At 62.8% G+C, this 20,035-nt stretch carries 20 protein-coding genes and 1 pseudogene; 16 read left to right on the top strand and 5 right to left on the bottom strand.

The window, feature by feature from the left end:
• Nucleotides 1-115: 115 nt before the first annotated feature.
• A complete protein-coding gene (locus ACT6VE_RS11345; RefSeq protein WP_444798716.1) occupies nucleotides 116-1,840 on the bottom strand; it encodes a chemotaxis protein in 1,725 nt (574 codons plus the stop codon).
• Between the two features lie 363 nt (nucleotides 1,841-2,203).
• Between ACT6VE_RS11345 and ACT6VE_RS11340 the strand changes: the two genes are divergently transcribed.
• The 10 genes from ACT6VE_RS11340 (at nucleotide 2,204) to ACT6VE_RS11295 (ending at nucleotide 12,447) form a co-directional block, all read left to right on the top strand.
• Nucleotides 2,204-2,530 (top strand): STAS domain-containing protein, encoded by a 327-nt coding sequence (locus ACT6VE_RS11340; protein ID WP_444798715.1) that lies wholly within the window; start codon nucleotides 2,204-2,206, stop codon nucleotides 2,528-2,530.
• The gene (locus tag ACT6VE_RS11335) at nucleotides 2,530-2,898 is read left to right on the top strand and encodes a response regulator (protein WP_160862378.1); all 369 of its coding nucleotides are present in this window, start codon (nucleotides 2,530-2,532) and stop codon (nucleotides 2,896-2,898) included. Before ACT6VE_RS11340 ends, ACT6VE_RS11335 begins: the two co-directional genes overlap by 1 nt.
• On the top strand, nucleotides 2,895-4,889 hold the full coding sequence (locus ACT6VE_RS11330; RefSeq protein WP_444798714.1) for a chemotaxis protein CheA: 1,995 nt from the start codon (nucleotides 2,895-2,897) through the stop codon (nucleotides 4,887-4,889). Before ACT6VE_RS11335 ends, ACT6VE_RS11330 begins: the two co-directional genes overlap by 4 nt.
• Nucleotides 4,886-5,377 (top strand): chemotaxis protein CheW, encoded by a 492-nt coding sequence (locus ACT6VE_RS11325; RefSeq protein ID WP_444798713.1) that lies wholly within the window; start codon nucleotides 4,886-4,888, stop codon nucleotides 5,375-5,377. The genes ACT6VE_RS11330 and ACT6VE_RS11325 overlap by 4 nt, the downstream gene beginning before the upstream one ends.
• A gap of 47 nt (nucleotides 5,378-5,424) precedes the next feature.
• A complete protein-coding gene (locus ACT6VE_RS11320; protein ID WP_444798712.1) occupies nucleotides 5,425-7,128 on the top strand; it encodes a methyl-accepting chemotaxis protein in 1,704 nt (567 codons plus the stop codon).
• A gap of 192 nt (nucleotides 7,129-7,320) precedes the next feature.
• Nucleotides 7,321-9,129, top strand: coding sequence for a methyl-accepting chemotaxis protein (locus ACT6VE_RS11315; protein ID WP_444798711.1), 1,809 nt, complete (start codon nucleotides 7,321-7,323; stop codon nucleotides 9,127-9,129).
• A 2-nt stretch (nucleotides 9,130-9,131) separates the two neighbouring features.
• On the top strand, nucleotides 9,132-9,626 hold the full coding sequence (locus tag ACT6VE_RS11310; protein ID WP_444798710.1) for a chemotaxis protein CheW: 495 nt from the start codon (nucleotides 9,132-9,134) through the stop codon (nucleotides 9,624-9,626).
• Between the two features lie 16 nt (nucleotides 9,627-9,642).
• Nucleotides 9,643-10,494 carry a CheR family methyltransferase gene (locus tag ACT6VE_RS11305; protein WP_444798709.1) on the top strand — a complete coding sequence of 284 codons (852 nt, stop codon included), beginning with the start codon at nucleotides 9,643-9,645 and terminating at the stop codon, nucleotides 10,492-10,494.
• On the top strand, nucleotides 10,494-11,582 hold the full coding sequence (locus ACT6VE_RS11300; protein WP_444798708.1) for a protein-glutamate methylesterase/protein-glutamine glutaminase: 1,089 nt from the start codon (nucleotides 10,494-10,496) through the stop codon (nucleotides 11,580-11,582). Before ACT6VE_RS11305 ends, ACT6VE_RS11300 begins: the two co-directional genes overlap by 1 nt.
• Nucleotides 11,583-11,739: 157 nt before the next feature.
• A complete protein-coding gene (locus ACT6VE_RS11295; protein WP_444798707.1) occupies nucleotides 11,740-12,447 on the top strand; it encodes an AAA family ATPase in 708 nt (235 codons plus the stop codon).
• A gap of 425 nt (nucleotides 12,448-12,872) precedes the next feature.
• Here ACT6VE_RS11295 and ACT6VE_RS11290 read toward each other — a convergent pair whose 3' ends face one another.
• Nucleotides 12,873-13,019, bottom strand: coding sequence for a DUF1127 domain-containing protein (locus ACT6VE_RS11290; RefSeq protein ID WP_069059815.1), 147 nt, complete (start codon nucleotides 13,017-13,019; stop codon nucleotides 12,873-12,875).
• Nucleotides 13,020-13,197: 178 nt separating this feature from the next.
• Entirely contained in the window at nucleotides 13,198-14,337 is a 1,140-nt protein-coding gene (locus ACT6VE_RS11285; protein ID WP_444798706.1) for an aminotransferase, read from the bottom strand.
• A 64-nt stretch (nucleotides 14,338-14,401) separates the two neighbouring features.
• On the opposite strand from ACT6VE_RS11285, the gene ACT6VE_RS11280 reads away from it, so the two are divergent.
• Nucleotides 14,402-14,971: a helix-turn-helix domain-containing protein gene (locus ACT6VE_RS11280; RefSeq protein WP_444798705.1), complete on the top strand. Its 570-nt coding sequence runs from the start codon at nucleotides 14,402-14,404 to the stop codon at nucleotides 14,969-14,971.
• 4 nt (nucleotides 14,972-14,975) lie between these two features.
• On the opposite strand, the pseudogene chrA reads toward ACT6VE_RS11280, so the two are convergent.
• Nucleotides 14,976-16,375, bottom strand: a pseudogene (gene chrA / locus ACT6VE_RS11275) (chromate efflux transporter).
• 130 nt (nucleotides 16,376-16,505) lie between these two features.
• On the opposite strand from chrA, the gene ACT6VE_RS11270 reads away from it, so the two are divergent.
• The 3 genes from ACT6VE_RS11270 to ACT6VE_RS11260 are packed head-to-tail and all read left to right on the top strand — an operon-like array spanning nucleotide 16,506 to nucleotide 17,753.
• A complete protein-coding gene (locus tag ACT6VE_RS11270; RefSeq protein ID WP_444798704.1) occupies nucleotides 16,506-16,847 on the top strand; it encodes an ArsR/SmtB family transcription factor in 342 nt (113 codons plus the stop codon).
• 11 nt (nucleotides 16,848-16,858) lie between these two features.
• Nucleotides 16,859-17,317 carry an SRPBCC family protein gene (locus tag ACT6VE_RS11265; protein WP_444798703.1) on the top strand — a complete coding sequence of 153 codons (459 nt, stop codon included), beginning with the start codon at nucleotides 16,859-16,861 and terminating at the stop codon, nucleotides 17,315-17,317.
• Between the two features lie 10 nt (nucleotides 17,318-17,327).
• Entirely contained in the window at nucleotides 17,328-17,753 is a 426-nt protein-coding gene (locus tag ACT6VE_RS11260) for a GFA family protein (RefSeq protein ID WP_444798702.1), read from the top strand.
• On the opposite strand, the gene ACT6VE_RS11255 is transcribed toward ACT6VE_RS11260, so the two are convergent.
• A complete protein-coding gene (locus ACT6VE_RS11255) occupies nucleotides 17,750-18,370 on the bottom strand; it encodes an SRPBCC domain-containing protein (protein ID WP_444798701.1) in 621 nt (206 codons plus the stop codon). The two genes, ACT6VE_RS11260 and ACT6VE_RS11255, sit on opposite strands and share 4 nt — an antisense overlap.
• Nucleotides 18,371-18,395: 25 nt before the next feature.
• Between ACT6VE_RS11255 and ACT6VE_RS11250 the strand changes: the two genes are divergently transcribed.
• Together ACT6VE_RS11250 and ACT6VE_RS11245 are read left to right on the top strand one after the other, a co-directional pair.
• Nucleotides 18,396-19,334 carry a GlxA family transcriptional regulator gene (locus ACT6VE_RS11250; RefSeq protein ID WP_444798700.1) on the top strand — a complete coding sequence of 313 codons (939 nt, stop codon included), beginning with the start codon at nucleotides 18,396-18,398 and terminating at the stop codon, nucleotides 19,332-19,334.
• An 89-nt stretch (nucleotides 19,335-19,423) separates the two neighbouring features.
• Nucleotides 19,424-20,026 (top strand): glutathione S-transferase N-terminal domain-containing protein, encoded by a 603-nt coding sequence (locus ACT6VE_RS11245; RefSeq protein WP_444798699.1) that lies wholly within the window; start codon nucleotides 19,424-19,426, stop codon nucleotides 20,024-20,026.
• Nucleotides 20,027-20,035: the final 9 nt, after the last annotated feature.

Below are 20,035 nucleotides of genomic sequence, written 5' to 3'. Positions count from 1 at the left end.
TCGACACTTACGGCTTGGCCAGCGCTATATTTTCAAAAATATAGTGAAACTGACCACAGGGGATCGATCGGAAAGGCCGCTCGGTGAAACCAAGCGGCGGCGCGGAACCGGGCGCCTAGAACAGGGCGTCGTCGAAGAGGTCTTCGTCGCTCTGGCCGGCAGCGGGCGCCGACGACATCTCGAGCGTCGTGCCGAAGACGCGGGCATGAATCTCGCGCTCGGACACCATGGTGTAGGTGCGCGCGATGCGGCTCCCGAGATCGTCGAGCGCCTCCTCAAGGCCGGTCATGTCGGGCAGGTCATGGCCGATCAACGCACCCGCGCGTGCCGAGCAATCGGCGAGCACGTCGCCGAGTTCGGCGTTAAAATCGAGGTCGCCGATGATCCGTCCGGCCTTTGCTGACATATCCGCGCCGCAGGCACGCAACGCCTCCATGTCCTCCTCCATGTGGTCACCCGCACGATGGATATAGTCCAGCACTTCTTCGAGGTGGGCATCAAGCGAGCCCCCTGCACCTGCGCCCGCCTCACCAAGCTTGCTGGCGTCGCCTTTCAGCGATTGCAGCGTCGTCAGGATGCGCTCGGCAGTATCGTCGAGCTGGCCGGAGAAGGTGCGCAGTTCCGCCGTCACGACATTGATCGCTCGCCCCTCTTCGCCAAGCTTGCCGCAACGCAGGTTGGTATTGAGCGCCATATAGTGGATGTCGGTGCGCACGAGCTGAATGGTCCTCACACCCGTCAGCAGTTCCTGCACGGTCTCGACCGTGTTCGAACCAAGCGCATTGGCCTTGTCGGCCGCCTGCTCGATATCTCCAACCACCGCGCGCGCGGCGGTGATATCGGCCTCCAGCGTGCGCATGGCGCGGTCGGCCGAACGGCCGTCGCCGGCATCCATGTCACCGTGAAGCACCATCAACCCATCGATATCCGCGCCAAAACTGCGGATCGTGCCAACGACGGTTTTGCATTCCCGTTCGAAATCGCGGGCGATTTCGATAAGCTGCTCATGCACGAGATGACGCACCAGCGCGGTAAGGCGTCCGGCGGCGTCCGCGTTCAGTGCACCCGTCCCAAGATAGTCATCGAGGAAGCCGAAGGCGGACTGGCAATGTTCGATGCGCTGGCGCGTGATGTCGCCGATCTGCATGGACGACAGCGTCGTCCCCACTTTGCCCTGTACCCGCCGCGCCGAGGCACTGACCTTGCCGGCGAGCTGGGACAGATGGCGGCGCTGGGCGGTGAGGTCGGCGGCATTGCGCGCGAGGTTGCCGGCAATGTCGGGTACGCTGCGGTGGAAGCGTTCCAGTGCTTGCCCGCCTCCCGCCGAAGCGGCGCCGATCACGCTGCCGAGCGTGCCGATCTTCGCGCCGAGTGCGTTGACTTCACCGGAACCGAACTGGATGCGCGCGAGAATCTCATCCGCAAAGCCCGCGAAATCCGGAATGGCCGCGCCGGTGATCTTTGCAGTCGTCGCAAAGGTGCGCAGGTAGCGCAATGTTTCCTGCATGTCGGCGATGTATCCGCCAAGCGACTTTTCCGTGACGGCGATATGGGCGAGATGCTGCTGGCGCGTTTCCTCTGTGCCGGGCAGTGCGGTGAGTTGGTCGATGGTCGCGACAAGCCGGGCGATCGTCGCGTCGGCGGTTTCGTCGTCGAGAGAGCCGGAGAGCTTTTCCAGCGACGCAACCATGCGGTTGAGGAGATCGAGCACGGAGAGCAGTACCACGCCGCCATCGAGGAACCGTTGCTCGATGCGGGAGCGCGCCCCTTCGAGGCGGGATACGAGCTCCGCCTCAGCCGTCTGCCGCTCGATGCGAACTGCGCTCGTTGATCCTGACACGCTATACCCCACTCACAAGATTCTGTGAGGGCACCCTAGGGAGAACAATGTAACGCCCAGTAAATTCGCTTTTCCTTATGTAGTAAAATCCCGCTGCATCGGGCCGTTTTTCGGCCCACTACCCGGAGATGTAGCCATCCCTAGAATTAGGGATTTAGAAATAATATCTATCATATCTAAATTTCTAAATTTACATTTAAAACAACAGCTTACCAGATTTACCTGCCGTTGCGAGAGGTGTTGTATTTTTACAGACAGACTACCAACGGATGAATTTAGCAACCGCGCTTTACCGTTCATTAAGCCTGACTGGGGAATCTGTGGCGGGAAATACTTTCCTTAAAAACGCATATCGAGGCCTCCATGTCATCGCCCCTGCCCGGTGACGCGCCGTTAACCTTACCGGCGACGCTCACCATCAAGAATATAGTGGCAGTCCAGGAGTTGATCTTGGACTTTCTGAATAAAAACACAACCGCCGTTCTGGATATTGATGAAGAGGCGCAGATCGACCTCAGCTTTGTCCAGCTCGTTACGGCCGCGCGCAAACAGGCAGAGATGCAAGCGGGGCGCATTCTACTTGCCCGGCCTGCGACGGGAGACCTTTACGACGTGCTGAAGCGCGGCGGCTTCCTCGACGACATGACGCCCGAAGCCGCACATTTCTGGTTGCATCAGGAGACGAATTGATGTCCGCGAAAATCTTGACCGTTGACGATTCCGCCAGCATCCGGCTGACGACGCGGGTCACCCTCAGCAATGCCGGCTATGCCGTGACCGAAGCGGTCGATGGCCTCGACGGGTTGAACAAATTGAAGGCCGGCGAATACGACCTCGTCGTCACCGACCTCAACATGCCGAACATGGACGGCCTCACCATGATTCGCGAGCTGCGCAAGCTGCCCGCGCATACGGGCGTCCCGGTCATCTTTCTCACCACCGAATCCGACGGCGAAATCAAGGCGCAGGCGAAGGCTGCCGGCGCCACCGGCTGGCTCACCAAACCGTTCGATCCGGAAAGCCTCGTCAAGATCGCCAAGAAGGTCCTCGGCAAATGAACAACCCGGACCCGATCTCAGTCTTCCGGACAGAAGCGGCCGAACTGCTGGAACAGATCGAGTCCGGCCTGCTGGATCTGACGCGCAGCCTTGAAGACCGCAACCAGATCGACGCCGTCTTCCGTGGGCTGCACACGCTCAAGGGCTCCGGTGCGATGTTCGGCTTCGAGGCGCTCGCCGCCTTCACCCACCATTGCGAGACCGCCTTCGACCGGGTGCGCAAGGGCGATGTGCCCGCAACCCACGAACTGGTCTCGGCTGTGCTGTCCGCACAGGACCACATGCGCGCGCTGCTCGAAACGCCGAACGGCGACCACGACGCGATGAGTGCCGCGCTGCTCGACAACCTGCACCGCGCGGTCAACGGCGCCGGCTCCCCTGCCCCCGTCGCCAGCGTTATAGCCGCCGCTCCGGTAGCCGAAAAGGCTGGTGGCCTGCGTGAATGGCGCATCCGTTTCAGCCTGCCGGCCAATGCCATGGCGAACGGCACCAACCCGCTCGGCCTGCTCGATGAAATGCGCGACCTCGGCGACTGCCGGATCATTGCCGACACGGCGAAGGTGCCGGAACTTGCCACCCTCGACCCGCGCGACATCCATCTCGCCTGGGACGTGGCGCTGAAGACCGAAAAGCCGCGCAGCGATATCGAGGACGTGTTCATTTTCGTCATGGACGACATGGCGCTGGAGATCACGGACATCACCGTGGACCAGCCGGTCGCCGCACCCGTACACATGCCGGTGGCGAAAGCCGTGGTCGTTACCGAGCGCGAAGCGCCGGCTGTCCAGGCCGCCAACGATTCCAAGCAGGCGAAGTCCGCCGAGAACGTCCGCGTCCCGGCCGAACGGCTCGACGAGATGATGGACCGCGTCGGCGAGCTCGTCATTGCCCAGTCGCGCCTCACCCAGCTTGCCGGCACGGCGACCGATCTCGGCCTGCGCTCCGTCTCGGAAGAAATCGAGCGGCTGTCCGGCGAATTGCGCGACACGATGATGGTGCTGCGCATGATGCCGGTCGCCAGCCTCTTCAGCCGCTTCCGCCGCCTCGTGCACGATCTGTCGCGCGAGACGGGCAAGGAGATCGAACTCATCACCGAGGGCGAGACCACGGAAGTCGACAAGACGGTCATCGATCGCCTCGCCGACCCGCTCGTGCACCTCGTGCGCAACTCGATCGACCATGGCCTCGAACAGCCGGAAGAGCGCCTCGCTGCCGGCAAGGACGCCAAGGGCAAGGTCATCCTCTCGGCGCACCAGACGGGCGGCGAGGTCATCATCACCATCAAGGACGACGGCCGCGGCATCAACCGCGAGCGGGTGCGCGCAAAGGCGGAAGCCTCGGGCATCATCCAGCCGGGTGCAGCCCTCACCGACCAGGACCTGCTCCAGCTGATCTTCCAGCCGGGGTTTTCCACCGCTCAAACCGTCACCAACCTCTCCGGCCGCGGCGTCGGCATGGATGTCGTGAAGAAGACGGTGGAGGCGTTGCGCGGCGCGATCGACATCACCAGCAACCCGGGAGAAGGCTCGCAAGTCTCGCTGCGCATTCCGCTGACGCTCGCCATCATCGAGGGGCTTCTCGTGCGCGTCGGCCAGGGCTGCTACGTCATCCCGCTCTCGGCGGTCGAGGAATGCCTCGAACTGTCGCTCGAAGACGACCTTCGCTCGCACGGCCGCAGCTTCATCTCGGTGCGCGACAGCCTCGTGCCGTTCCTGCGCCTGCGCGACCAGTTTCGCACCGGCACCCAGCCCGACCCCTACCAGAAGATCGTCGTCATCTCGACCGGCACCGAGCGCGTCGGCCTCGTCGTCGATCAGATCATCGGCGATCACCAGACGGTCATCAAGGCCATGTCCAAACTGCACCATGATATTGCGACCTTCTCGGGTGCGACCATCCTCGGCGATGGCAGTGTCGCGCTGATCCTCGACGTGGCCCACCTGGTCAGCGCCGGACAACAGCGGGAGGCGCAATTGCGCGCGGCAGGATGAACCAGACTCTGAAAAAGGTTGACGCCGTCAACTGGAACGAAAACGACGAACTGGAGGTCCTGACCTTCGACATCGCCGGGGAAACCTTCGCCATCGAAGCGGTCATGGTGCGGGAAATTCTCGACCTCCTGCCTGAAACGCCTGTGCCGGGGGCTCGTCCCTTCGTCGCCAGCATCCTGAATTTCCGGGGACGCGTCATTCCGCTTGCCGACATTCGCATTGCGTTCGGCATGGAAGCGACAACGGTTACCAATGACAGCCGCATCATCGTCATCGAACTCGAACTGGACGGCGAGCCCGTGCTGATCGGCGTGCGGACCGACAAGGTCAACGAGGTGACGACCTTGAGCAAGACAGCCAGCGAACCACCGCCCAGCGTCGGAATGCGCTGGCGGGCGGACTATATCGACTGCCTGGTCAAGCGCGACAGTGACTTCATCATCGTGCCCAATATACACGCGATCTTCACCTTCCGGCACGAGCACTGAACCAGTCAAACAAGCGTTTCTCACCAATTTTTTGAGGAGATATTTCAATGCGCATGACAATTAAATCGAAGCTGGTTCTGGCCTATAGCTTCCTCATCCTTATGCTTTGCGGCACGGCCACCTACGGTATCCTCAGCCTTGGGACGCTGAACAACACGCTCGACGGCATCCTGACCGGCCCGTCCGAGCGCCTGCAATTGGCAATGACGATTTATAGCGAGCAACTCCAGCAAATCCGCCAGCAGAAAAACCTGCTGCTCGCCGCCAACCCCGATGAAGCCAAGGACGCGCTCGACAAGAGCGACGCCCATCGCATCGGTTTTGGGGACGCCCTTTCGGCGGCCGAAGCCAAGGCGACGGAACAAGGTCGGGTTATCTGGAACCAGGTGCGCACGCTGGATGCCGAATACAACAAGCAGGAAGACCGTATCCGCGCGTTGGCCAAGATGGGTAACATCGCCGGCGCGCTGCAAATCTCGGTCACCGAAAACCGCGCCACCGTTGCCGAGATCGACAAGCTGCTCGAAGAGATCATCGCGCTGGAGCGCGGCCGTTTGAAAGAGGCAGGTATCTCCTCCGAAGAACAGTACGCTTCGACCCGCATGATCATGATCGCCGTCGCTGCCGCTGCCTTCCTGGTGGCTGTCATTGCAGCCGTGTGGATCTCACTCACCATCAGCCGCGGTCTCAATCGCGCCATCGGCGCGGTCCGTGATGTCGCGGAAGGAGATCTGACCAAGACGGCTGAGATAACCAACCGCGACGAGATCGGCGACCTGCTCGGCCACGTCAACACGATGATCGACCGCCTGCGCGGCGTCGTCGGCGATGCGCTTTCGGCCTCCGACAACGTTTCCTCCGGCAGCCAGGAACTGTCGGCAAGCTCGGAAACGCTTTCGCAGGGTGCCACCGAACAGGCGTCCTCCGCCGAAGAGGCCTCCGCCTCGATGGAAGAAATGGCCTCCAACATCAAGCAGAACGCCGACAACGCCGCACAGACCGAAAAGATCGCCCGCCAGTCTTCCAAGGACGCGGAAGCCTCCGGCCAAGCCGTCGGCCGCGCCGTCACGGCGATGCGCACGATCGCGGAGAAGATTTCCATCGTCCAGGAAATCGCCCGCCAGACAGACTTGCTCGCCTTGAACGCAGCCGTGGAAGCGGCACGCGCCGGCGAACATGGCAAGGGCTTTGCCGTCGTCGCCTCGGAAGTGCGCAAGCTCGCCGAACGCAGCCAGGCGGCCGCAGCAGAAATCAGTGCGCTCTCCGGCGAGACGGTCTCCGTCGCGACTGAAGCGGGCGAGATGCTGAACCGGCTGGTGCCGGATATCCGCAAGACTGCCGAACTGGTCTCGGAGATCTCCTCCGCCTGCCGCGAGCAGGATATCGGCGCCTCGCAGATCAATGAGGCAATCCAGCAGCTCGACAAGGTGACCCAGCAGAATGCCGGCGCCTCGGAAGAGATGTCCGCCACCTCGGAAGAACTTGCCGCCCAGGCGGAAGAGCTCCAGGCATCCATCGCCTTCTTCCGCGTCGACAACGCGTCGCGGAGAGAACAGCCCAACCACGCCGGCAAACTGCGGGCGACGGCGGCGAAGATGGCCGCACCTGTTACCGCCAAGCGCCCGGCCGCTTCCCCGGCCTACCGCCCGGCACCGACAGGCGCCAAGGCAACGCGCGGCAATGGCTTCGCCCTCGACATGTCGATGGGCGGTCCGGACGCCGACGACGCGGATTTCCGCGCCAGCGCCTGATATCCAGAACAACCGCGGCGCATCCGGCAACGGGTGCGCCGCGACATCGACCCGGCGCGTGTAGCGCCGGTTTAAGGGTCGCTGACGCGGCCCGCGGAAGGGTGAATGTATCGGTCTTCTTGCATAACGGGCGCCGCATTGCGGACCGCCTTGCCACCAGACGGCATCTGAGACCAAAGGAGCCCCTTCGAAATGCGCCTTACGATCAAACTGAAACTTGCCATTGCCTTCGGCGTCATCATTCTGATGATGGCCGGCACGTCCGCTTACGCCATCATGAGCCTGTCCTCGCTCAACCAGGCGATTTCCGATATGATCGCGGGTCCGTCCGCCCGCCTCGAGACCGCGCAGAACCTCGCCAACTACCAGCTTCGCCTGGCGCGCGCCCAGATGAACCTCGCCACCGCCACGAACCAGCAGGACATCGCGACCCACACCGAATCCAGCAACCGCAACAGGCTGCGCTTCGAGGAAACACTCAAGGCCCTGATCGATCTGTCGACCGACCCCGCCGCCATCGAGCAATGGCAGGCGGTCGCGGAGAAGGAAAAGCAGCTTATCCGCGTTGACGACCAGCTCCGCTCGTTCGTCGCATCCGGCAATTCGACGGAGGCGATCCGCATCGTGACCGGCGAAGGCCGGCGCCTGATGGATGAAATCGAAGAGACAATCAACGGGCGCATCGAATCCAACAAGGCGCTGATGACGAAGGCGGACCACGACACCGACGAGCAGTACGCCAGCACGCGCAACCTCATCCTGACGATCTCGGGCGCCGCCCTGCTGCTCGCCGTTGGCGCCGCCGCCTGGATCGCGCTCGGCATCAACAATGGCCTGCGCAAGATCCAAGCCGCCACGGCCGCCGTCGCCATCGGCGACCTCAACCAGAATATCGAGATCAAGACGAATGACGAGATCAAGGATCTGGTCGATACGATCAACGTCATGACCGGCAACCTGCGCAACACCGCATCGATTGCCGACCAGATCGCCAACGGCGACCTGACCGTGACGCCGAAGCCACTTTCGGACAAGGACACACTCGGCCTGTCGCTCGCCAGCATGGTCGAGCGCCTGCGGGGCGTCGTCTCCGACGCATTGTCGGCCGCCGACAACGTGTCGTCGGGCAGCCAGGAGCTTTCCGCAAGCTCGGAAACCCTTTCGCAGGGCGCAACCGAACAGGCTTCGTCCGCCGAAGAGGCCTCCGCCTCGATGGAAGAAATGGCATCCAACATCAAGCAGAACGCCGACAACGCCGCCCAGACGGAAAAGATCGCCCGCCAGTCCGCCAAGGATGCCGAAGCCTCGGGCGAGGCCGTCGGTCGCGCGGTCGTCGCCATGCGCACCATCGCCGAGAAGATTTCCATCGTTCAGGAAATCGCCCGCCAGACTGACCTGCTCGCCCTCAACGCTGCCGTCGAGGCAGCTCGTGCCGGCGAGCACGGCAAGGGATTTGCGGTCGTCGCTTCCGAAGTGCGCAAGCTCGCCGAACGCAGCCAGGCGGCCGCTTCCGAAATCAGCGCGCTTTCCGGCACGACCGTCTCGGTTGCCACCGAGGCCGGCGAAATGCTGACCCGGCTGGTGCCGGATATCCGCAAGACCGCCGAACTGATCTCCGAGATCTCCGCCGCCTGCCGCGAGCAGGATATCGGCGCCTCGCAGATCAACGAAGCGATCCAGCAGCTCGACAAGGTGACCCAGCAGAATGCCGGCGCCTCGGAAGAAATGTCCGGCACCTCGGAAGAGCTGGCGGCCCAGGCTGAGGAGTTGCAAACCTCGATCGCCTTCTTCCGCGTCGACCGCGCCTCCAGCGCACCGATGGTTGCCCAGCGCCGCCCGGCACAGGTGCCGGCACGCCCGGCCGCCAAGTCCGTCAACGTGCAGATTCGCAAATCCGACAACAGCGTCAACAGCCAGCAGGCTCGCGCCCGCGGCTTTGCCCTCGACATGTCGATGGGCGGCCCAGATGCCGACGACGCAGACTTCAGGGAGAGCGCATAATCATGGCCGGCACGTCCTCCGAATCCCAGTTCGTCACATTCAGTCTCGACAACGAGGTCTTTGCCGTGCCGGTCTCGGTGGTGCGGGAAATCCTCGACCATGAGGATGCCTTCAAGATCCCGCACGGGCCGGACTACCTGCTCGGGCTTCGGGATGTGCGGGGCCAGGGTGTGCCGGTCATCGATCTCCGTCTTCGTCTCGGCATGACGAAGACGGAGAAGACGCCGCACACGCGAGCCCTCGTGCTCGATGTGCCGATGGGCGACAAGACCCTCACGCTTGGCCTCGTCGCCGACCGGGTCTTCGAGGTCATCCCCTTCCGCGAAGAGGAAATCGAGGGCGCGCCGGATATCGGCGTGCGCTGGCGATCCGACTACATTGCCGGCGTGGTGCGCCGGAACGGCGGCTTTGTCGTCATCGTCGATCTTGCGCGCCTGTTCTCGGGCGCGGAAGTCGCGATGATGGGCAGCGCCAATCGCCTCGCCGCCACGGCATAATTTCAGGAGAACAGGCGTGGGAGCAGCATTGCGCACGCAAAGGGTGGACGACGGCTTGAGCAGCCGGAACTTCGACGCCCTGTCGCGCTACATCTATGACTATAGCGGTATCAAGATGCCGGTAACGAAGCTGACGATGCTGGAAGGCCGCCTGCGGCGTCGGCTCCGGGCGACCGGCATCACCAACTTCAACGACTATTGCGACTATCTCTTCAAGCGTGGCGGCATCGACAAGGAGGCGATCTTCCTCATCGATGCCGTGACGACCAACAAGACCGACTTCTTCCGCGAGCCGAAACACTTCGACTACATGACCGAAACCGGCCTGCCGGAAATCGTCGCGGCCGGCCACAAACGGCTGCGGCTGTGGAGTGCCGCCTGCTCGATCGGCGCCGAACCCTATACGATGGCGATGGTGATGCAGGATTTCATCGATGGCCAATCCGGTCTCGACTACCGCATCCTCGCCACCGATCTTTCGACCGACGTGCTGCAAGCGGCGCGACGTGGTGTCTATCCGCGCGATATGATCGACCCCGTCCCTGCCGACATGAAGCGCCAATATGTCATGACGTCCAGGGATGCTGCGCGCAGCGAGGTGCGTATCCATCCGAGCCTGCGCTCGACGGTCGGCTTTGCGCGGCTCAACCTCATGGATAGCGCCTACAAGGTGGGCGAGCCCATGCACATGATCTTCTGCCGCAACGTGCTGATCTATTTCGACAAGCCGACTCAGGCAAAGGTGCTGTCCAGGTTGTGTGACTGCCTCGTGCCCGGCGGCTTCCTCTATGTGGGTCACTCCGAGACGGTCACCGGCATCACCCTGCCGGTGCGCCAGGTCGCCAACACGGTTTTCAAGAAGATCTGATGCCCCTTCCGGTCAAGAAAATCCGCGTTCTCATCATCGACGACTCGGCAAGCGTGCGCCAGGCGCTGACCCATGTGCTGGAGCAGGATCCGGAGATCGAGGTGATGGCGGCGGCCTCCGATCCGTTCATGGCGGCCAAGAAGATCCAGGAAGAGATCCCCGACGTCATCACGCTGGACGTGGAAATGCCGCGCATGGACGGCATCACCTTCCTGCGCAAGCTGATGTCGCAGCGGCCAATCCCCGTCGTCATGTGCTCTTCGCTCACCGAGGAAGGCTCCGAAACGCTGATGCAGGCGCTGGAGGCTGGCGCCGTCGATATCATCCTGAAGCCGAAGATCGGTGCGGCCGACCATCTTGCCGAATCGGGCATGCGCATCCGCGAGGCGGTGAAAGGTGCCGCCATCGCCCGCATCGGCTCTCACCGACGAGCCGCCGTGCCTTCAGGCCCGACGACAAAACTGACCGCCGATGCCGTGCTGCCACCGCCAAGCGGCCGCGCCATGGCGAAGACGACAGAAATGGTCGCCTGCGTCGGCGCATCCACCGGGGGCACGGAGGCGCTCCGCGTCATGCTCGAGCAGTTGCCGGCAAACTCGCCCGGTCTCGTCATCGTCCAGCACATGCCGGAGAAATTCACCGCCGCCTTCGCCAAACGGCTGAACAGCCTGTGCGAAGTCGAGGTCAAGGAGGCCGTGCACGGCGATCCGGTGCTGCGCGGCCATGTGCTGATCGCGCCCGGCGATAAACACATGATGCTGGAGCGGCAAGGTGCGCGCTACCACGTCGCGGTGCGCGAAGGCCCACTCGTCTCCCGTCACCGGCCGTCCGTCGATGTGCTCTTCCGTTCCGCTGCCCGTTCGGCCGGTGGCAACGCGATGGGCGTCATCATGACCGGCATGGGCGACGATGGCGCGCGCGGCATGGCGGAGATGCACCAGGCCGGCGCCTATACCGTCGCGCAGGACGAGGCGACTTCAGTGGTCTTCGGCATGCCGAAAGAGGCGATCGCGCATGGCGGTGTCGATCGGATCGTGCCACTGGAACAGCTCGCCCGCGAGATCCTCGCCGCAGACCGCCGGCGATAGGTGCTAGCACCCTATCCTTTTGTTTTTGCCCGAAACTATACGCGGACCGTTCCGATTTTTACCGGGCATTAACCATACTGACTGAGGATGACAAAGCACCATGCAGGGTGCAGTTTCAGGAGCGATGACCGGCTCACGAACCGATCCGGGGACCATCATGACTGTCATCACCTTCGCCAACACCAAGGGCGGCGCCGGCAAGACCACCGCCGTGCTGCTGCTTGCGACCGAGCTTGCCCGCCTCGGCTTCCGCGTCTCGGTGCTCGACGCCGACCCGCAGCACTGGATCACCCGCTGGCATGAGAATTCCGAGGGCCTGCTCGGCAACCGCCTGAGCGTCGTGCCCTACGTCACCATGAGCACGATCGACCGCCAGCTCCAGGAGCAGAAGGCCCGCGCCGATTTCGTTTTGATCGACCTGCCCGGTTCGCGTAGTTCGCTGCTTGCCAAGGCGGTCGGATATGCTGACTACGTGCTCATCCCCGTGCAGGGCTCCGCCATGGATGCGCAGGGCGGCGCTAATGTCATCGAGCTGCTGCAATATCTCGAAGACAAGGCCGATATCCGTATCCGTCATTCGGTCGTGCTGACCCGCGTCAACTCCATGGTGACGACGCGCGCCATGACGGCCGTAAAGGACCTGCTCGCTGCCCGCCGGGTGCACCTGCTCGAAACGCCGATCATCGAACGCGCCGCTTTCCGCGACATGTTCGGCTGCGGCGGGACGCTCTACACCATGGATGCAAAACGCGTCAGCAATCTCGACAAGGCGCAGGAAAACGCCCGGGCGCTGGCGCTGGAAGTGCTGAAACAGATCCCCAAGGCCCAACATGCCGACGCGCCGATCCTCAGAAGCGTCGCCTGACAGCGTCTTCGCCCTGTAAATTTCGAGAGGCCGTGGTTTCCGCGGCCTTTTTTTCATTTTGAGAGAACGAGGGTCCAGAAATGGAAAAGCCCGCCGCGGGAGGAGGTGCGGCAGGCTTTCCGATAGAACCGAATGACGACTGGGAGGAGGAGTGTCGCCATTCCCGCAGTCGGCCCTGGGAGGAGGAGTGGGCCTTCTGCAACATCGAAGCTTCGTGGGAGGAGGTACGTTGCTTCGATAAATATGACTATATTCGATTCTTGATCATTTCATAGGCATCGTTTTGCAATGCAGCCATGCGTTATGCGCTTATCGAATATCTCAACTTCCCGAACCAATCCTGTTTCGGATACAACTCTTCGCATATGCGAAGACGCCCGCCGAGGGGCGGGCGTCTTCAAATTCTTCCGTATGACGGCTGTCGATCAGAAACCGACGGCGGCGCGGGCGACCGACTTGATTTCCGAGCGCTCGATGCCGAGATCGCGCAGTTCGCGTGCACTCATGCGGTCGAGTTCGTTGATGGTCTGACGGTACTTGCGCCAATTGCTGAAGGAACGTGCCATGTTCATGATGATCCCCTTTCGTGAGGCTCTCTGTTCGGCACCGGTCCGTGGCGCCGCGTCTTTCGATGCCCGCTTTATAGCTTTATGCTGCAATGCGGAACAGCGCTAAGCCGGCACGTCACCCATGCGATTGATGCATGGGTCTTTTAAGCTTTTATTCAGGAAACGGGCGGAAAACCAGCTATCAGGCCGCCAAAAAAACGGCCCGTTCCTCTGCCAAAAAGGCCGAAATCCGCTTCAAACCCTCGCGCAGCACGCCCTCGCCATTCGTGTAGCCGATGCGCAGGTGCCCCTCCATATCCATGGCACTGCCGGGTGTCAGCATGACGCCGGTACGTTCCAGGAGCCTGATGCAGAAAGCCTCCGAGGTGAGCGGCAGATCGTATTTCAACAATGCCGTCGTACCCGATTTCGGCTTCACCCAGGAGATCAGCGGTTCGCCGTCCACCCATTCGGCAAGGATGGCCAGATTGGTCCGGGTGATGGCGTGGCTGCGGGCGAGGATCTTGTCGCGGTTTTCCAGCGCGATGGCGGCGAAATGATCGTCCAGCATGCCGACGCTGATCGTATTGTAGTCGCGGTGGATCGACACGGCGGCGAGCAGGTCCTTCGGACCGACGATCCAGCCGAGGCGAAGCCCCGCCAGAGAATAGGTCTTCGACATGCTGCCCGTGCTGATGCCTTTTTCGTAAAGGTCGGCGATCGAGGCGGTGATACCGTCGCCCTCCTGGTCGGTGCCGCGATAGACCTCGTCGCAGAGGATCCAGGCGCCGCAGCCCCGCGCGATCTCGACGACCTCAAGCAGGAACTCCCGATCCATCAGCGAGCCGGTCGGGTTGTTCGGGTTGTTGAGGCAGATGAGCTTGGTGCCGGGCGTCGCGAGCCGGCGCAATTCCGCGAGATCCGGCAGAAAGCCCTGCTCGGCCGTCAGCTTCAGAAGCTGCACGTCCGCGCCAAAACTTTCCGGGATGGAATAGTGCTGCTGGTAGGTGGGCAGGACCGAGATGACCCGGTCGCCCGGTTCCACCAGCGTCTCGTGTACCAGCGCATTGGCGCCGATCGCGCCGTGGGTGACGACGACGTTTTCCAGCGCCTGTTTTTCGTACATGCCGGCGATGAGGCTGCGCAGCCGCTCGCTGCCCTCGATGGCGCCGTAGGTCAGCTTCATCGGCAGGAGTTCCGCGAGGATGTCGTCGCGCTTGCCGGCCATATCGAGGAGTTCAGCAACCGTCAGCGATTCCACGCAGGTTTCCGCAAGGTTCAACTCGCAGTGGTTCTCGTATTGGTTCATCCAGATTTCAACGCCGAAATCGCGTATCTTCATGGCCGGGTCCTTTCGGGTTAGAAGGCAGCATGCGGCAGCGCCGCCCATTCAATATCGGGACGATATGAGCAATATACTGCACAGTCAAGAACGCGGCGACGTACTCGCCCATGTCTCCGGCAATCTGCGGCGCCTGCGGCAGGCAGCGGGCCTCAGCCAGGCGGCGCTGGCGGAAGCCTCCGGCATCAGCCGGCGCATGATCGTTGCCCTCGAAGGGGGGGACGCGAATATCAGCCTGTCCAGCCTGGACAAACTCGCGGGCGCGATCGGTGTCGGCTTCGTCGATCTGGTGCGGGATTCCGCCCAAGCCCCCTCCGCCGAGATCAACGAGGTGACGTGGCGAGGGACGGATCCTGAAAGCACCGCAGTGCTGCTCGGCTCGGCGCCGGCGACGAAGGAGACACAGATGTGGCTCTGGTCGCTGGGACCCGGCGAGCGTTATGAGGCCGAGCCCGATCCCGCAGGCTGGCATGAGATGGTGTTCGTGACGGAAGGCACGCTGCAGCTGGAGCTATCCGGCACAGCGAAGAGCTATGCGGCCGGCACCTTCGCCGTCTACGGCACCGACCGGAGCTACGCCTATGCCAATCCCGGCACCGAAACCGTGCGCTTCATACGCAACGTGATTTCCTGATGCCTCAGCCGACCAGCAGCGTCCAGGCCATCCCGGCGAGGGCGCACAGGCCGAGCGTCAGCAATACCGAGGCCTTGAGACGGAAGAGCGCGAAGGCAGCCGCGGCGGCAAGCAGGGCCGCGGGCAGGATGATCGTCGCGACGGCCGGCATCTCGACATGCAGCGGCCCGGCGGCAAACACCGTCACATCGGCAAAGAGCGTGTGCACGGCAAACCAGACCGCGAGATTGAGGATGACGCCAACGACGGCCGCGGTTATGGCCGACATGGCCCCTGAGAGGGCCACGTTGCCGCGCAGTTTTTCGATGAAGGGCGCGCCGAGGAAGATCCAGAGGAAACACGGCACGAAGGTGACCCAGGTGGTGAGAATCGCGGCCAGCGTCGCGGCCGTCATCGGGTCGAGACTGCCCGGATTTCGATAGGCGCCGAGGAAACCGACGAATTGCAGCACCATGATGAGCGGTCCCGGCGTGGTCTCGGCCATGCCGAGCCCATCGAGCATTTCACCGGGGCTAAGCCAGCCATAGTGCTGAACCGCTTCCTGCGCGACATAGGCGAGCGCCGCATAGGCACCGCCGAAGGTGACGACCGCCATCTTGCTGAAGAAGGTGCCGATCTCTGCGAAGACGTTGTTTCCGCCAGCGAAAAACCAGATCAGCAGGACAGGCCCGAGCCAGAGACAGAGAAGTGCAGCCGAAATCTTCAGAGACCAGGCGAGGTTGGGACGGGCATGGGCAGGCGTCGCCTCGCCAAGCAGCGAATCACGATCCTGAAGCACGCCCCCCTGGCGGCCGCATGACCGCCCAGAGTGCGGAAAAGCCGCGACCCGGATTTCGAGCCTAGATAGCCCACAATGGCAGCAACGAGAACGATGAGCGGGAACGGCATCTTGAAGGCGAAGATGGCGATGAAAGCACCTATGGCGATGGCGATCATCGCCGGATTGGCCAGCGCGCGGCTGCCGATGCGGAACACCGCCTGCACGACCACCGCCAGCACCGCCGCCTTGAGGCCGAAGAACAGGCCCTCGACCACGCTCGCATCACCAAAGATGACGTAGATGTAGCTCAGCGCCAGGATTGCGAGAAAACCCGGCAGGATGAACAGCAGGCCGGCGGCAAGGCCACCCGCCGTACGGTGCATCAGCCAGCCGATATAGACGGCGAGCTGCTGGGCCTCCGGCCCGGGCAGCAGCATGCAGTAGTTCAGCGCGTGCAGGAAACGGCTCTCGCCGATCCAGCGTTTTTCATCGACGACGATGCGGTGCATGACCGCGATCTGCCCTGCCGGGCCGCCGAAGCTGAGGGCCGCGACGCGCGCCCACACACGCAACGCCTCACCGAAGGGCACGCCGTGGCCGGGCTGTTCCGGCAGATCGGCGGACGTGGCCGCGCTGTCGCTCATCAAGAAATCTCCCTTGCCGCCACGATCGATCGCAGCGGCCCCCTCCCCTGTCAAGTCGCGGCCGGGCTTGACGGATCGGGTTGGCGGCAGTATTAAACTCATAAGTTAATTAACCTGATGGAAAAATGATGTGAGCGACCCGTTGAGCCTGACCTTCGCCGCTCTCGCGGACCCGACACGCCGGGCGATCCTCGCACGACTTTCCGAAGGGGATGCGACAGTCAACGAAATCGCCGCCCCTTTTGCCATGAGCCTCCCCGCCGTCTCGAAGCACCTGAAGGTGCTGGAGACCGCCGGCCTCATCACGCGCAGCCGCACCGCCCAGTGGCGCCCCTGCCATCTGGAGGCCACGCCGCTGAAGGACGCAAACGGCTGGATCTCCAACTACCGACACTTCTGGGAGGCGAGCTTCGACCGGCTCGACGACTATCTCAAGGAATTGCAGGCCGGCGACCGGGACAAGAAGAGCTGAGGAGGAAGACCATGCAGCAGACCGCCAAACCCGCCGAGCCGATCGGCCTTGTCATCGAGCGCCTGATCGACGCGCCCTGCCCACTCGTCTTCAAGGTCTGGACCTCGCCGGAGCACATGGCCCGCTGGCTGGGGCCGAAGGATTTCACGCCCCATTCCATTCGTATGGACTTTCGCCCCGGCGGCGCCTGGTCGGCCGTCATCCGGTCGCCGGAGGGCGAGGAATACCCGATGGGCGGCACCTATCGCGAGATCGTCGAGAACCGCCGCATCGTCTTCACGTTCCGTTGGACCGGGGAGGACGGGCCGGACACGCTGGTGACCGTCACCTTTGACGATCTGGGGACCAGGACGCGGCTGACCTTTGCGCAGACACCCTTCGATACGGTCGAAACCCGCGACAGCCATGCCGAGGGCTGGGGCGAATGCCTCGACCGGCTCATCGCCTACACCCTGCAAAATCAGGCCTGAGGAGGAACCGATGAAGAAGACCTATCACGGCAGCTGCCATTGTGGCGCCATCCGCTACGAATGCGTGCTCGACTTCGATGAGGGCCTCCGGCGCTGCAACTGCTCCTTCTGCCGGCGCACGCGCATGCTGAAAACCTTCACGAAGCGCGAGGATTTCAGGCTGATTTCCGGCGAAGACCACCTCGTCAGCTACCGCGCCGACAAATCCGGCTGGCCGGAGGGCGACGTCGACCACTATTTCTGCAAGCGCTGCGGCATCCGCCCCTTTTCGCGCGGCTATCTCAAAGACTTCATGGGGCATTTCTATTGCATCAATGCCGGCACGCTCGACGACGTCTCCGAGGAAGAGTTCAGCGCCGCGCCGGTCATCTACGAGAATGGACTGGCGGACGATTTCTTCAATCCGCCGCCCGAAGGCCTACGGGCACACCTTTAGCGCCCGGCTAGGTGCGCGCCTTGCTGGAGGTACGAATCCATCGCCTCCAGCATGGCCCGCCAGCCTGCGCGGTGATCGTCCGCCTTGTCACGGCCGTCGAAATAAAGGCCCTGCTCGATGAGACGCATGCGCGTGCCGCCCTCCGCGGACGCGAAAGTCACGACAACCGTGCCGGCGAAAGTGAGCACACCCTCTTCCCGCAAAGTGCTGGCATAGGCGATGCGGTTATCTGGAGTGATCTCCAGATAGTGGTTTTCATTCAGGTAAATCGGGCCGTCTTTTGGCCCGAAGCGGTAGATGTCGCTTTCGCCGACCGTGAAACGAAAGCGCTCGAAATGCATTTGCCAATCCGGGCCGGGATCACCCCAGGCCTGCTGCGCCGCTTCTTCCGACCAAGCCGCAAAGACGCTTGCGACCGGTGCGGCAAAGGTTTTCGTGATGTCGACGGTTCCCTGTTCGATGCCCATGACGTTCTCTCTTCTGCGATTGATGATGAGGAAAGCATGACGCGGCCTGCCTTTGCCGTGTAGAGACATTCTCGACACATTCGGGGCAAATGTGCCAAACTCGCTGATGCCATCACGACCCAGACCAACCGGCCCCCTGACCGTTGCCATCCTTTCGCTTCCCGAGAGCGGCACCATGGCGCCCTATGGCCTGCACGAGGTTCTGGGCGAAGCCGGCCGTGGCCCAAGCGCGCTACGCAGCCTTCGCCCGACGCTCGTAGCAGCCGAGACAGGCGTGTATGAGACGGGCAGTCGCCTGCGCGTGACGCCGCAACAGGGGCTCGTGGACGGCGCCGCCGACATCGTGATCATCTGCGACATCCATCTCGATCCGGGCATGTCGCCGGAAGGCCGCTGGACGCAGGAGATCGGCTGGATTCGCCGACATATCGAGGTCGATGCACTCGTCTGTTCGGCATGCAGCGGCGCGGTTCTGCTGGCCGAGGCCGGCCTGCTCGACGGCGCGGAGGCGGCATCACACTGGATCATGGCAGACGTTTTTCGTGATCGTTATCCGGCGGTGAAATTCCGTCCGGAGCGCATTCTCTGCGACAGTGGACGTGCCGGACGCTTGATCACGACCGGTGGCGCCTCATCCTGGCAGGACCTGGCGCTCTATCTCATCGGCCGCTTCTGCGGTGCGGAGGAAGCGGCGCGCATCGCCCGGCTTTTTCTCATCGGTGATCGCGGCGATGGCCAGCTTCCTTTTGCCGCCATGGTCCGACCGCGCCAGCACGGCAATGCGGCGATTGCCGACGTACAGACCTGGCTTGCCGACAACTACGCGGCCACAAATCCAGTGACGGCGATGGTCGCACGCTCGGGCATGGCGGAACGCACCTTCAAGCGGCAGTTCAAGGCTGCAACGGGATATGCGCCGGTGGATTATGTACAGGCGATGCGCATCGAGGAGGCCAAGCAGATGCTGGAGACCGAGCCGACCGCCATCGAGGAGATCGCCGTTGCCGTCGGCTACGAGGACCCGACCTTCTTCCGCAAACTCTTCCGCCGCCGCGTCGGCGTGACGCCCGCGCAGTATCGCCAGCGCAATCGCCTTCGCACCCTGGGCGATTAGTGGCGCATTTGCCCCGAAGGCAGCGCGTTTGCCTCTGACCATCCTGGCGGATCGCCGTCACACTCGCCTCATCAACAAGGAGACGAGAGATGGATTTCTATTACACCCCCACCGCCTGCAGCCAGGCCGCCCATATCCTGCTACACGAAACCGGCCTCCCCTTCCGTCCGCACAAGGTCGATATTTTTCAGCACAAACTGGAGGACGGTAGCAGCTACGAGACGATCAATCCGAACGGTTACGTGCCGGCGCTCGTCGTCGACGACGGCATGTTGTTGACCGAAAACGTCGCGCTGCTCGACTGGATCGCCGTGCAGGGCGATGGCCTTATCCCAGGCGGACCGCTCGGCCGCACGCGCCACCTGCAAATGCTCGCCTTCATCTCCACCGAACTGCAAAAGCCCTTCGTGCGGCTGTTCTTCAGCGAAAGCGAAGAGGAAAAGGCGTGGCTGTCAGAAACGCTTGCCCGTCGATTCCAGTGGATCGCTTCGCGTGTCGAAGGCGACCATTTGTTCGGTGCGCATTTCACCGCATCCGACGCCTTTCTCTATGTCATGCGGCGATGGGCCGCCATGTGCGACATCGAGATACCGGCTGTGCTGCGCGGGCTCGCAGGGCGGATCGAGGCGCGGCCGGCTGTGCAGGCGGTGCTGGACAAGGAGGCGGTCGAGCCGCTTGGCGTGGCCGCATAACCGTCTAGA

The organism is Shinella sp., from assembly GCF_052438155.1.
Classification (GTDB): domain Bacteria; phylum Pseudomonadota; class Alphaproteobacteria; order Rhizobiales; family Rhizobiaceae; genus Shinella.
Note: the sequence above shows the minus strand (reverse complement) of the source record. Positions and strands in the feature narration are given on the sequence as shown.